Genomic DNA, 12940 nt, shown 5'->3' on the forward strand with positions numbered 1-12940 from the left:
CCGACGTCAGACCCGCTCGGCAACCCGCGACGTCGTGGCGATAGTCGCCGACCCCACCACCCGCGTCCCGTCATACAGCACGATCGCCTGTCCCGGCGCCACCCCCCGGGCCGGTTCCGTGAAGGTGACCTGGAGTTCGTCGTCCACGAGGGTCGCCGTCACCTCCGTCTCGCCGCCGTGGGCGCGGAGCTGCGCCGTGTACGTGCCGGGGCCGGAGGGGGCCGCTCCGCACCAGCGGGGCTTGATCGCGGTCAGGGACGTCACGTCCAGGGCGTCCGCGGGGCCCACCGTCACCGTGTTGTTCACCGGGGAGATGTCCAGGACGTAGCGGGGCTTGCCGTCGGGGGCGGGGGTGCCGATGCGCAGGCCCTTGCGCTGGCCGATGGTGAAGCCGTACGCGCCCTCGTGCGTGCCGAGCTTCGTGCCCGACTCGTCGACGATGTCCCCTTCGGACTTGCCGAGGCGGGAGGCCAGGAAGCCCTGCGTGTCGCCGTCGGCGATGAAGCAGATGTCGTGGGAGTCGGGCTTCTTGGCGACGGCCAGGCCGCGCCGCTCCGCCTCCGCGCGGATCTCCTCCTTGGTGGTGACCGTGTCGCCGAGCGGGAACATGGCGTGGGCGAGCTGGCGGTCGTCCAGGACGCCGAGGACGTAGGACTGGTCCTTGGCCATGTCGGAGGCGCGGTGGAGTTCGCGGGCGCCGGACTCGTTCACGACGACCTGCGCGTAGTGGCCCGTGCAGACCGCGTCGAAGCCGAGGGCGAGCGCCTTGTCGAGGAGCGCGGCGAACTTGATCTTCTCGTTGCAGCGCAGACACGGGTTCGGGGTGCGCCCGGCCTCGTACTCGGCGATGAAGTCGTCGACCACGTCCTCGCGGAACCGTTCGGCCAGGTCCCAGACGTAGAACGGGATGCCGATGACGTCGGCCGCCCGGCGCGCGTCGCGGGAGTCCTCGATCGTGCAACAGCCGCGCGCTCCCGTGCGAAACGACTGGGGGTTCGCGGAGAGGGCCAGGTGGACGCCCGTCACATCGTGACCGGCCTCCGCGGCGCGGGCCGCCGCCACGGCGGAGTCCACGCCGCCGGACATGGCGGCCAGGACGCGGAGGGGGCGGTCGGCCTGCTGCGTGGTCTGCGAGATCTGCGAAGTCATAGCTCTCCCAGGGTACGGGGGTCCGGGAACCGAATCCCCCGGATATCCGTTCTGGATCTACAGCGGGACGGCCGGGGGACGACGGGGCGACGGGGATGCGGGGCGTCGGATGGGGAAGCAAGGAGCCACCGAGGGTGGCCGGGACCGGGACCGGGTGGTCAGTCGGCGGACCCTGGTCATCGGTGGGGTGGCGTCGGCCGTGGGCGTGGGGCTGCTCGCGCGCAGCGATCTCGCGCACATGTGGTGGCAGGTCCCGGGTGTCGACAAGCCGCGTACGCCCGGTGCGGTGGATTTCCGGGGCGCGGAGTGGGTGGCGGCGGCCTCGGCGAACTGGCGGCGGGCGGACCGGCCCGCCGACTACTCGATCGATCGGGTGATCGTCCATGTCACGCAGGGCAGTTACCAGGGGACCTTGAAGGTCTTCAAGGACCCGTGGCACGGGGCGGCCGCGCACTATGTGGTGCGTCAGGACGGGCACATCGCGCAGATGATCCGGGAGCTGGACGTCGCGTTCCACGCGGGCAACCGGGAGTACAACGAGCGCAGTGTCGGCATCGAGCACGAGGGGTTCGTGGACCGGCCCGCGGACTTCACGCAGGCCATGTACGCGGCGTCGGCGCGGCTGACGGCGGCGATCTGCCGTCGCTACGACTTCCCGCCCGACCGTGAGCACGTCATCGGGCACGTGGAGGTGCCGGGGACCGATCACACCGATCCCGGGCCGCACTGGGACTGGGACCGGTACATGCGGCTGGTCAGAGCCGCCTACGAGAAGGCGGGCGCCGCCAAGGCCTGAGGAGCCTGTGCGGGCGCCGCTCGCCTCGGCCGCGCGTCAGGTCAGGCCCGCGCTGCGCGCCCGCTCGACGGCCGGGCCGATCGCGGCGGCCACCGCTGCCACGTCCGCCCTCGTCGAGGTGTGGCCGAGCGAGAAGCGCAGGGTGCCGCGGGCGAGGTCCGGGTCGGTGCCGGTCGCGAGCAGGACGTGGCTGGGCTGGGCGATGCCCGCGGTGCAGGCCGAGCCGGTGGAGCAGGCGATGCCCTGGGCGTCCAGGAGCAGCAGCAGGGAGTCGCCCTCGCAGCCGGGGAAGGTGAAGTGGGCGTTGGCGGGGAGTCGGCCGGCGGGGTCCGGGTCGCCGCCGAGGAGTGCTTCGGGGACGGCCGTGCGGACGGCTGTGACCAGTTCGTCGCGCAGGGCGCCGATCTCGCGGGCGAACCACTCGCGCCGCTCGGCCGCGATCCGGCCCGCCGTGGCGAAGGCGGCGACGGCCGGTACGTCGAGGGTGCCGGAGCGGACGTGGCGCTCCTGGCCGCCTCCGTGGAGGACGGGGACGGGGCTGTGTTCCCGGCCGAGGAGGAGGGCGCCGATGCCGTAGGGGCCGCCGACCTTGTGGCCGGAGACCGTCATGGCGGCGAGGCCAGAGGCGGCGAAGTCGACCGGGACCTGGCCGTAGGCCTGGACCGCGTCGGCGTGCAGGGGGACGCCGAACTCCTGGGCCACGTCGGCGAGTTCGCGGACGGGCTGGATCGTGCCGATCTCGTTGTTGGCCCACATGACGGTGGCCAGGGCCACGTCGGCGGGGTGCCGGGCGATCGCCTCGCGCAGCGCTTCGGCGTGCACGCGGCCGTACGCGTCGACGGGCAGGTACTCCACCGTCGCGCCCTCGTGCTCGGCGAGCCAGTGCACGGCGTCGAGGACGGCGTGATGTTCGACGGGGCTGGCGAGGACACGGGTGCGGGCGGGGTCGGCGGCGCGCCGGGCCCAGTACAGGCCCTTGACGGCGAGGTTGTCGGCTTCGGTGCCGCCCGAGGTGAGGACGACCTCGCTGGGTCGGGCGCCGAGGGACGCGGCGAGGGTCTCGCGGGACTCCTCGACGGTGCGCCGGGCGCGGCGGCCCGCGGCGTGCAGGGACGAGGCGTTGCCGGTGACGCCGAGCTGGGCGGTCATCACCTCGACCGCCTCCGGGAGCATCGGAGTGGTCGCGGCGTGGTCGAGGTAGGCCATGGTGGGTCCGATTCTACGAGCCCTCCGGGCGACCCAGGGCGTCAGCCCGCGATGCTCAGCCCGCGATGCTCCAGGACAGGGTGTTGTCGGCGGCGACGAGCACGCCGAGCACGACGAGGTCGGCGACGCCGAGGCCCAGGCCGAGCAGGGCGCGTCCGCGGCGTGCGGTGCCGCGCCACAGGGCGAGGCTCGCGAGGGTGATCGCGATGGGGCCGAGGAAGACGTTGAGGACGAGCAGGCCGACGAGGCCGAGGACGAACGAGGCGACGGCCATGCCGTCGGTGTCCCGCCGCCCGGTGGGCCGGACCGCGGTCGTCTCCGCGGGCTTCGTCGTCTCGGTCGCCTCGGTCGTCTTGATCGGCTTGATCGCCTCGGTCGGCTCGGTGGTCTCCGGCGTCCGGTTCATGGTGCTGAGCTGCATGGTGGTGCCCCCTTCTCCGTTGCTGCGGGTCAGTGCTGGTGGCGGCGGCCGTGGCGCTCGCGGGCCGCGAAGACGGCCAGCCAGACGGCGATGACGCCGGCGGCGACCAGGGTGAAGGACAGCGGCGCGTGGGCCACGGTGCCGAGCGCGAAGCCGAGGAGCAGCAGGGCGGCTACGAGGAACAGCATGGAGGACCTCCCGTAGTGATCGGGTTACAACTGTTCACTGACTATGAAGTCTATCCCGCGCACGGCTTTTCAATTACGGAGAACAGTTGTTAACTGGATGACATGAGTCACACTCCCCTCGGCATCCGGCAGGCACAGAAGCAGAAGACCCGGCAGGCGCTCCTCGACGCGGCCCTTGAGCTGCTGGAGGAGCAGAGCCTCAGCAGCCTGGGCCTGCGGGAGGTCACGCGCGCCGTGGGGGTGGCGCCCACCGCGTTCTACCGGCACTTCGACAGCACGGCCGATCTCGGTGTCGCGCTGGTCGACGAGGCGCTCGGCAGCCTGCACGCGGTCGTCTCCGAGCTGCTGACGGCGACCTGGGACAGTGACGAACGGATCGCGCGCACCGTGGAGTTGATCGCCGCGCACGTCCGCGCCCACCCGGCCCACGTGCGGTTCATCGCGCGCGAGCGCCACGGTGGCGTGCAGCGGGTGAGCGAGGCGATAGGGGCGCAGCTCGGGCAGTTCGCCGAGGAGGTGCGCGCGGCGCTGAGCCATGACCCGGAGTCGGTGGGCTGGAGCCAGGAGGACCTGCTGATGCTGGCGGGTCTGTACGTGGACCACATGGTGATGACGGCGTCGGTCTTCCTCACCACGCCCCCGGAGGAGTTCGCGCGGGCGGCGGGGCTGGCGGAGCGGCAGCTCAGGCTGGTGAGCCTCGGCCGCAGACACTGGCTGGACGAGTCATGAGCAACTAGCCTGACACTCATGACAGCAGCGGACCGGAACGCGCAGCCGCCCCCGGACCCGAACGCCGACTGGAACCTCGACCGCTGCTACACGGGACCGTCCGGCGAGGTCCGCTGGGCCGCTCTCGGCCCGGCCGACGCGCCGCCCGTCGTCCTCGTGCACGGCACGCCGTTCTCGTCCTACGTATCGCGCGGCCCGGCCCGCGCGCCGGCCGCCGAGCACCGCGTCCACGTGTGGGACCTCGCGGGCTACGGCGCCTCCGCGATGTATGCCGGCCAGGACCTCACCCTGGACACGCTGGCCCGCGTCCTCGCCGAACTAATCGAGCACTGGGGCCTGGCCGAACCGGCCGTCGTCGCCCATGATTTCGGTGGCTGCGCCGCCCTGCGCGCCCATCTGCTGCACGGCGCCGCGTACTGCCGGCTCGCCCTGGTCGACCCGGTGGCGCTCGCGCCGTGGGGCTCGGACACGTATCGGCTGCCGGCCGAGCACGCCGACGTCTTCCGGGCGGTTGCCGGACGATCTGCACGAGGCGCTCGTGCACCGCTACGTCAGCTCGGCGGGCCACCGGGGGCTGCGTCCGGACACGCACGCGCGGCTCGTCGCGCCGTGGCTTTCCGAGGCGGGCAAGGACTCCTTCTACCGGCAGATCGAGCGGAACGACCAGCGGTTCACCGACGACATCCAGGGCCGGTACGGGGAGCTGGAGCTGCCCGTGCTGATCTGCTGGGGCGCCGAGGACGCCTGGGTCCCGGGGGCGAAGGGGCGCGAGCCGGCCGCGCTGATCCCCGGCGCCGAGCTGCGGGTCATCGAGGGCGCCGGACATCTGGTGCAGGAGGACGCGCCCACCGAACTCACGGCCGCGCTCCGTCGGTTCCTGCGTACAGAGCGGTGATCGCGGCGGCGCAGCGGGCCAGTTCGGCGCGTACCTCGGGCGGGTCGAGCACCTGCACGTGGTCGGCGAAGGGCGCGAGCGAGCGGGCCGCGCCGAGGCCCCCGTAGCCGAGCCGGACCGTGATCCAGTCGCCGGTGCCGTCGTCCTCGGGGTGTTCGGTCAGGGAGGCGCCGCACATCCGCAGGAACAGGTCGAAGCGGCTGCGCCGGACGCGGGCGGTGACGGCGATGCCGCCGGGCCGTTCCTCGACCTGTCGCTTCAACACCGCCCACGCGTCGGCGAGTTCGACGCCCTGGCGTCGCTCGACCGGGGCCCCGGTGACCGTCGCGGCGTGCATCCGGTCGGCGCGGAAGAGGCGGGGCACGGCCCGGCGGTCGGCGACCAGGTACCAGACGCCGGCCTTGCAGACGAGGCCGTAGGGGTCGACGGTGTACGTGCGGGGCGCGTCGGCGCCGCTGTGCCGGTAGCGGATGCGCAGCCGCCGGTCGGCGAAGACCGCGTCCTGGAGGGCGCTGACGTCGATCTCGCGGGGCGGCGGGCCCATCCAGCGCGAGGACTCGACCAGGATCCGGCGGGAGGTCAGCTCGGCGGCGGGGCGGTGCGGAGCGGGCAGCGCGGCCATGACCTTGCGCAGGGCGGAGCCGATCGCCGAGTCGAGGCCGAGGGCGGCGTGGGCGCCCTGCGCGGCGAGGATGAACAGGGCGCGGGACTCGTCGGCGGTCAGTCCGGTGACGTCGGTGCGGTAGCCGGGCAGCAGGGTGATGCCGCCGTGCCGCCCGCGCTCGGCGTAGACGGGCACGCCCGCGCCGCTCAGCGCCTCGATGTCCCGGTAGATGGTGCGGACCGAGACGTCCAGGCGCTCCGCCAGTTCGCGCGCGGGTACGCGGCCACGGGTCTGGAGGAGCAGCAGGACGGAGAGAAGGCGGTCGGACTTCACCGGGTCAGCCTCTCGCAGCCGACGAGGCCGGGGACACCAGGGGCCGGGGGAACTATCCGAGCCGCACTCGCGCCAGTTGCCTCGACTGGGCCACGAGGCGGTCCTCGCTGTCCCAGACCTCCGCGTCCTCCTCCAGGAAGCCGCCGGCCAGGTTGCGCGTGGTGATGGCGACTCGGAGCGGTCCAGGGGCCGGGCGGCGGCGGACGTGGACGGTCAGCTCGACCGTAGGGACCCAGCCCTTGAGGCCGAGTTCGAAGGCGGTCGGCGGCAGGGCGTCCACGGCGAGCAGGAGCGACAGCGGGTCCGCGTCGCGGCCGTCGGCCAGGCCGAACCAGGCCCGCATCTCGCCCTTGCCGGACGGCGCGCCGAGCGCCCAGCCCAGCGTGGCCGGGTCGAGCTTGAGGGCGAGGCGGTCGGTGATCGCGGAGCTGCCGGGGACCGGCGGCGCGCCCTCGGGTGCGTCGCCCGCGCCGAAGCACTGCTCGATGGGCGGGAAGTCCGGTACCCGCGCGCTGGTGCGCACGTCGTCGGGGAGCGCGTCCAGGTCGCCGTAGGAGGCGAGGACGCGGATGCGCTCGACCTCGGTGCCGTCCTCGGCGTACTGGAAGAGGGAGGCCTGGCCGGTGGAGAGGGTGCGGCCGGTGCGCACGACGTCGGTGCGGACCACGGCGGGGCCGGGCGTCGACGCCGTCAGGTAGTGCGCCGAGATGGTGAACGGGTCGCTGTGCGGCAGGGCGTCGGCGAGGGCGCGGCCGAGGACGGCGAGCAGGTAGCCGCCGTTGACGGCGTTGATGATCGTCCAGCCGGCGGAGAGGTCGATGTCGTAGACACCGGGCTCGCGGCGGATGACGGTCGTGTCGCGGTCGAACTCGCTGTCGCCGATCGTGGCCGCGCCCGTCGTCGTACGGTCCTGCGTGGACGTTGCTTCTCCCATACCGGCAACGTACAACAAGAAATTACTAAGCGGTAGCTTCGTATACCGGGAGGGCCGCTACGGAGTCTCCTCCGTCACGTCCACCGAGGCGGATCTGCGGTTCCACGCGCGGGGTGCGCGCCAGTGGAAGCGCATCGCGAGCAGGCGCAGGACGAACGCGGTGAGGACCGCGGCGCCGCTGGTGAAGGCGTTGAGGGTGTCGTAGCGGATGCACAGCACCACGATCACGGCGCCGACCATGGCGGGGACCGCATAGAGGTCGCGGTCCCAGCGGACCAGTGAGGGCACCTCGTTGGCGATGATGTCGCGCAGCACTCCGCCGCCGACCGCCGTGGCGAGGCCGAGGGCGGCGGAGGCGGTGAGGCCGAGCCCGTAGGCGTACGCCTTGGTGGTGCCCGTGACGGCGAACAGGCCGAGGCCCGCCGCGTCGAAGACGTTCACCGCGGTCTGCGTGCGTTCGACCTCGGGGTGCAGGAAGAAGACCAGGGCCGCGGCGACCAGCGGCGTCGAGAAGTAGCCGAGATCGGTGAAGGCGGCCGGTGGCACGGCTCCGATGATCAGGTCGCGGAGCAGCCCGCCGCCCAGCGCGGTGACCTCGGCGAGGACGGCGATGCCGAAGACGTCCCAGTTCTTGCGTACGGCCATCAGCGCACCGGAGATGGCGAACACGAAGATGCCGATGAGGTCGAGCCAATGCTGGACGGAGGGGGTGAACAGTTCCTGGAGCACCCGACATTCTTACCTGCCGGGTGCCCGGCGCCCGGCTACAGGCTCGGCTTGCCCTTGGTGAACAGCCAGGTGTCGAAGAGGCCGTCGAGCCGCTGACCGGAGATCCGCTCGGCGAGGGCGATGAAGTCGGACGTCCGCGCGTTGCCGTGGCGGTGCAGCTTCGTCCAGGCGGGCAGCAGCTCGAAGAAGGCCTTGTCGCCGATGCGCTCGCGCAGCACCTGGAGCGTCATCGCGCCGCGCTGGTAGACGGCGGAGGCGAACATCGTGTCGCGCTGCGGGTCCCCGACCACGATCTGCCAGAAGGCGGAGTCAGCGGGGCGGGAGTCGTAGCCCGCGACGAAGGAGTCGTGGGCGGAGCGGATGCCCTTGTGCTCGGACCACAGCCATTGCGCGTACGTGGCGAAGCCCTCGTTGAGCCAGATGTCCTTCCACCGGTCGACCGAGACGGAGTCGCCGAACCACTGGTGGGCCAGCTCGTGCACGATGGTCGTCTCGGAGCGGACGGCCGAGTAGCTGGGCTTCGTCTGGGTCTCCAGGGAGAAACCGGCCTGCGGCATGTCGTCGACGACCGCGCCCGTCTCCTCGAAGGGGTAGGGGCCGAAGACCTGGGACCAGTAGTCGGTGGCCTCGGCGGTGACGGCGTACACGTCGACGGTGCCGCCCGCGAGGACCGGGTCGATGGCGACGTAGATGGGCGTCCCGGCGGGGGTCCGGCCGGTCCGCACGTCGAACTTGCCGATGCTGGCGGTCGCGAGGTAGGTCGCCATCGGCTCGGTCTCGCGCCAGTGGTGGACGGTCTGGCCGCCCTTGGTGTCGTACGTGTCGACGAGCCGGCCGTTGGAGACACCGGTGAGGCCCTTGGGGGCCTTGATACGGATGTCGTAGGTCGCCTTGTCCGAGGGGTGGTCGCTGGACGGGAACCAGGTGGAGGCGGCGTTCGGCTCGCAGGCGACGAAGACGCCGTCGGCGGTCTTCATCCAGCCGTAGTCGGAGCCGAAGACGATCGGGCCGCTGAGGGGTTCGGGGACGCCGCCGTAGGTGACCTCCACGCGGAAGGTGTGACCCTTGCGGATCGGACCGCGCGGGGTGACCACCATCTCGTCTCCGGTGCGGGTGAAACCAGCGCGTCTGCCGTCCACCTCGATGCGGGTGACCGCCAGTCGCTGGAGGTCGAGGTCGAAGGAGGAGAGGTTCTGGGTGGCGCGCGCGGTGAGGGTCGTACGGCCGTCGAGGCGGTCGGTGGCGGGGTCGTAGGCGATGTCGAGGGCGTAGTGGCGGGCGTCGAACCCGCCGTTGCCGAGTTGGGGGAAGTACGGGTCGCCGATGCCCTCCGAGCCGGGGGTGGGGCCCGGGGACGCGGCGATCAGACAGAACGAGGCGGCGGCGACGGTGAGCGCGGCCGGACGTGCCGAACGGGAGAGTGCCATGGGCGTTCCCTTCGAACGTGTTCCGATGAATCGGACACGCCGACACTGCGCTTCGCGGAGCGGCGTGTACATGCCCCTTTCGGGCCATGTACACCGCACGTGCCGCGCCCTGGGCCGCCTACTTCTTCCCGGGCTCCTCGGCCGCCTCCGGGGCCTCGGACGGCTCCGGTGTTCCGGCGGGCGCCGGCGGCTCCTCGGTGACGGCGGCCGGGGCCGGGACCGTCACCACGTCGATCGCCTCCTTCGCCACCGAGAGCAGCGTGGTGTCCTCGGGGGCCTGGTCGGGGGCGTTCTCCGGGTGGTGGCAGGCGACCTGGTGGCCGGTGCCGAGCTGGAGCAGCGGGGGCTCCTTCGTCGCGCACACCTGCGTCGCCTTCCAGCAGCGCGTATGGAATCGACAGCCCGAGGGCGGGTCGATGGGCGAGGGGACGTCGCCGCGCAGCAGGATGCGCTCGCTCTTGGTCCCGCGCCGCTTCGGGTCCGGCACCGGCACCGCGGAGAGCAGCGCCTTGGTGTACGGGTGCATCGGCGTCGAGTAGAGGTCGTCGCGGTCGGCGAGCTCCACGATCTTGCCGAGGTACATCACCGCGATCCGGTCGGAGACGTGCCGGATGACGGAGAGGTCGTGCGCGATGATCACGTACGTCAGGCCGAGTTCGGTCTGGAGGTCGTCCAGCAGGTTCACGACCTGGGCCTGGATCGACACGTCGAGCGCCGAGACCGGCTCGTCCGCGACGACCAGCTTCGGGCGCAGGGCCAGCGCGCGGGCGATGCCGATGCGCTGGCGCTGGCCGCCGGAGAACTCGTGCGGGTAGCGGTTGTAGTGCTCGGGGTTGAGCCCGACGCGCTCCAGGAGCTCCTGCACCGCCTTGCGCACCCCGCCCTCGGGCTTGACGCCCTGGAGCTGGAAGGGGGTCCCGACGATGGTGCCGATGTTGTGGCGCGGGTTCAGCGACGAGTACGGGTCCTGGAAGATCATCTGCACGTCGCGGCGGAGCGGGCGCATGCCGCTGACGCCCAGGTGCGTGATGTCCGTGCCCTCGAACTCGACGCGTCCGGCGGTCGGTTCGAGCAGCCGCGTGATGAGCCGGCCCATCGTCGACTTGCCGCAGCCGGACTCGCCGACCACGCCCAGGGTCTCCCCCGCGCGCACGTCGAAGGTCAGCCCGTCGACCGCCTGCACCGCGGCGACCTGCCGCTTGAGCAGGCCCTTCTTGATGGGGAAGTGCTTGACCAGGCCCTCGACCTTGAGCAGCGGCTCGCCCTTGGCGGGGTTCAGCGAGGTGGCCGGCGAACCGCTCGCCTGCTGAGGGATCGTCATGTCGGGTCCTTTGGCGTCCGTCACAGCTTCGGCGCAATCTCTTCGGTCCAGATCCGCTCCCGCTGCTCGGCCGACATGTGGCAGGCCGAGTAGTGACCGGAGTCGATCTGCTGGAGTTCGGGGCGCTCGCGACGGGTGATGTCGTCCTTGGGGATGTCCGCGTACGGGCAGCGCGGGTTGAAGGCGCAGCCGCTCGGCAGGTTGATGAGGCTGGGCGGGGAACCCTTGACCGGGATGAGCCGCTCGGTCTGCTCCCGGTCGATGCGCGGCATCGAGCCGAGCAGGCCCCAGGTGTACGGGTGCTGGGGCGTGGAGAAGACCTGCGTGGCCGAGCCCCGCTCGACGCACCGGCCGCCGTACATGACGAGCAGTTCGTCGGCCATCTCGGCGACGACGCCGAGGTCGTGCGTGATCATGATGACGGCCGAGCCGAACTCCTTCTGGAGGTCCCGGATCAGGTCGAGGATCTGGGCCTGCACCGTCACGTCGAGGGCCGTGGTCGGCTCGTCGGCGATCAGCAGCTCGGGGTTGTTGACCAGCGCCATCGCGATCATGGCGCGCTGGCGCATACCGCCGGAGAACTCGTGCGGGTAGGCGTCGACCCGCTTGTCGGGCTGCGGGATGCCGACCCGGTCGAGCATCTCGATCGCCCGCTTGCGGGCCGTCTTCTTGTCGACGTCGTGGTGGACGCGGTACGCCTCCACGATCTGCCGGCCGATCGTGTAGTACGGGTGCAGCGCGGACAGCGGGTCCTGGAAGATCATCGCCATGTCGCGGCCGCGCAGCTTGCGGACCTTGTCGGGGTCCGCGGTGAGCAGTTCGGTGCCGTCGAGCCAGATCTCGCCGCTGATCTGGGCCTTGCGGCGGCCGTACTGGCCCGCGGTGTGCAGGCCCAGGATGCCGAGCGAGGTGACGGACTTGCCCGAGCCGGACTCGCCGACGATGCCGAGGGTGCGGCCCTTCTCCAGCTTGAAGGAGAGCCCGTCGACGGACTTGACCAGGCCGTCGTCGGTCGGGAAGTGCACCTTGAGGTCGCGGACCTCGAGGAAGGCGCTGGGGGCGCCCGGTGTGCTGACGGGTTCCCCGACAGCCGCACCGGTCTTGTGCAGTTCGGTCATCCCAGCCTCACTCGCGGGTCGATGACGGCGTACAGAAGGTCCACGGCGAGGTTGGCGACGGCGATCGCGAGAGCCGCGAACAGCGTCACGCCGAGGATCACGGGCAGGTCCTTGTTGCTGATGGCCTGGACCGCCGCGAGGCCGAGACCCGGCAGGTTGAACGTGGACTCGGTGAGCACGGCGCCGCCGAGCAGCACGCCGAGGTCGAGTCCGAAGACGGTGAGGATCGGGGTCATCGCGGAGCGCAGGGCGTGCCGGGTGATGACCGCGGACTCACCGAGTCCCTTGGAGCGCGCGGTGCGGATGTAGTCCTCGCCCAGGATCTCCAGCATGGTGGCTCTGGTGAGGCGGGCGTACATCGCGGCGTTGAGGAAGGCGAGCACGATCCACGGCAGGATCAGGGTTTCGAGCCAGACGCCGATGGAGTCGTCGGTGGAGAGGCTGTCGGCGATGTGCACCCAGCCCAGGCTGTGCACGAAGATCCCCATCGCGACCATGCCGGTGAAGAAGACCGGCAGGGAGACGCCGCCGAGGGCGATGGTCATGGCGGAGCGGTCCCAGATGGTGCCCCGCTTGAGGGCGGAGAGCACACCGGTGGCGACACCGGCGATCAGCCAGAGGACGCACGCGCCGGCGGCGAGCGCCAGGGTGACGGGCAGGGCGTCCTTGAGGGTGTCCCAGACGGGGGCCTCGGTGCGGAAGGAGTACCCGAAGCAGGGGGCACCGCAGTGGGTCACGTCGTTTCCGTTGACGTAGTCCCGGCCGAGCGGGATGCCCTTGACGAAGTCCCAGAACTGGACCATCACGGGGTCGTCCAGGCCTAGTTTGATCCGGATGCCCGCGAGCTGCTCGGCTCCGGTGGCCTTGCCGGCGAAGAGGACGGCGATGTCCTGACCCGCCCATTTGGGCAGCATGAAGAAGATGGTGAAGGTCGCCAGGAGGACGACGAGCACCATGATGACTACGGCGAACAGGCGCCGGATGAGATAAGCAAGCACTGTGCGCGGCCCGGCGGCGGCCGGGAGCCCCTTGTGAGGGCTCCCGGCCGCCGCCCGAGGCCATCACCTGCCCTTCGGACTGGCGGGTTTCG

13 protein-coding genes and 1 pseudogene are annotated in these 12940 nt (G+C 71.6%); 3 read left to right on the forward strand and 11 right to left on the reverse strand.

What is annotated here, in order from left to right; translation table 11 throughout:
• Positions 1 to 6: 6 nt before the first annotated feature.
• Entirely contained in the window at positions 7 to 1149 is a 1143-nt protein-coding gene (gene mnmA / locus ACIRF8_RS27195) for a tRNA 2-thiouridine(34) synthase MnmA (RefSeq protein ID WP_404218664.1), read from the reverse strand.
• Between the two features lie 109 nt (positions 1150 to 1258).
• Between mnmA and ACIRF8_RS27200 the strand changes: the two genes are divergently transcribed.
• Complete coding sequence (locus tag ACIRF8_RS27200) at positions 1259 to 1945, forward strand: N-acetylmuramoyl-L-alanine amidase (RefSeq protein WP_404218667.1); 687 nt, start codon at positions 1259 to 1261, stop codon at positions 1943 to 1945.
• Positions 1946 to 1981: 36 nt separating this feature from the next.
• On the opposite strand, the gene ACIRF8_RS27205 is transcribed toward ACIRF8_RS27200, so the two are convergent.
• From ACIRF8_RS27205 to ACIRF8_RS27215, 3 genes are all read right to left on the reverse strand, one after another.
• Positions 1982 to 3151 (reverse strand): cysteine desulfurase family protein, encoded by a 1170-nt coding sequence (locus ACIRF8_RS27205; protein ID WP_404218669.1) that lies wholly within the window; start codon positions 3149 to 3151, stop codon positions 1982 to 1984.
• A 55-nt stretch (positions 3152 to 3206) separates the two neighbouring features.
• Positions 3207 to 3425, reverse strand: a complete 219-nt coding sequence (locus ACIRF8_RS27210) for a DUF4190 domain-containing protein (RefSeq protein ID WP_404218808.1) — start codon at positions 3423 to 3425, stop codon at positions 3207 to 3209.
• Between the two features lie 176 nt (positions 3426 to 3601).
• A complete protein-coding gene (locus tag ACIRF8_RS27215; RefSeq protein ID WP_404218671.1) occupies positions 3602 to 3760 on the reverse strand; it encodes a hypothetical protein in 159 nt (52 codons plus the stop codon).
• Between the two features lie 102 nt (positions 3761 to 3862).
• Between ACIRF8_RS27215 and ACIRF8_RS27220 the strand changes: the two genes are divergently transcribed.
• Together ACIRF8_RS27220 and ACIRF8_RS27225 are read left to right on the forward strand one after the other, a co-directional pair.
• Positions 3863 to 4489: a TetR family transcriptional regulator gene (locus tag ACIRF8_RS27220; RefSeq protein WP_404218673.1), complete on the forward strand. Its 627-nt coding sequence runs from the start codon at positions 3863 to 3865 to the stop codon at positions 4487 to 4489.
• A gap of 18 nt (positions 4490 to 4507) precedes the next feature.
• Positions 4508 to 5384: pseudogene (locus tag ACIRF8_RS27225) on the forward strand (alpha/beta fold hydrolase).
• Here ACIRF8_RS27225 and ACIRF8_RS27230 read toward each other — a convergent pair.
• The 7 genes from ACIRF8_RS27230 to ACIRF8_RS27260 form a co-directional block, all read right to left on the reverse strand.
• The gene (locus ACIRF8_RS27230; RefSeq protein WP_404218675.1) at positions 5344 to 6321 is read right to left on the reverse strand and encodes a helix-turn-helix transcriptional regulator; all 978 of its coding nucleotides are present in this window, start codon (positions 6319 to 6321) and stop codon (positions 5344 to 5346) included. The pseudogene ACIRF8_RS27225 and the gene ACIRF8_RS27230 sit on opposite strands and share 41 nt — an antisense overlap.
• A 52-nt stretch (positions 6322 to 6373) precedes the next feature.
• A complete protein-coding gene (locus ACIRF8_RS27235) occupies positions 6374 to 7255 on the reverse strand; it encodes a thioesterase family protein (RefSeq protein ID WP_404218677.1) in 882 nt (293 codons plus the stop codon).
• 57 nt (positions 7256 to 7312) lie between these two features.
• Complete coding sequence (locus tag ACIRF8_RS27240) at positions 7313 to 7984, reverse strand: trimeric intracellular cation channel family protein (RefSeq protein ID WP_404218679.1); 672 nt, start codon at positions 7982 to 7984, stop codon at positions 7313 to 7315.
• A 35-nt stretch (positions 7985 to 8019) separates the two neighbouring features.
• Positions 8020 to 9411 carry a M1 family metallopeptidase gene (locus tag ACIRF8_RS27245; RefSeq protein ID WP_404218681.1) on the reverse strand — a complete coding sequence of 464 codons (1392 nt, stop codon included), beginning with the start codon at positions 9409 to 9411 and terminating at the stop codon, positions 8020 to 8022.
• A 118-nt stretch (positions 9412 to 9529) separates the two neighbouring features.
• Positions 9530 to 10732, reverse strand: coding sequence for an ABC transporter ATP-binding protein (locus tag ACIRF8_RS27250; RefSeq protein ID WP_404218683.1), 1203 nt, complete (start codon positions 10730 to 10732; stop codon positions 9530 to 9532).
• Positions 10733 to 10752: 20 nt separating this feature from the next.
• Positions 10753 to 11850 (reverse strand): ABC transporter ATP-binding protein, encoded by a 1098-nt coding sequence (locus tag ACIRF8_RS27255; RefSeq protein WP_404218684.1) that lies wholly within the window; start codon positions 11848 to 11850, stop codon positions 10753 to 10755.
• Positions 11847 to 12848 carry an ABC transporter permease gene (locus ACIRF8_RS27260; RefSeq protein ID WP_404218685.1) on the reverse strand — a complete coding sequence of 334 codons (1002 nt, stop codon included), beginning with the start codon at positions 12846 to 12848 and terminating at the stop codon, positions 11847 to 11849. Before ACIRF8_RS27260 ends, ACIRF8_RS27255 begins: the two co-directional genes overlap by 4 nt.
• Between the last annotated feature and the right edge of the window lie 92 nt (positions 12849 to 12940).

It is taken from the genome of Streptomyces sp. NPDC102406 (assembly GCF_044765725.1).
Taxonomy (GTDB): domain Bacteria; phylum Actinomycetota; class Actinomycetes; order Streptomycetales; family Streptomycetaceae; genus Streptomyces.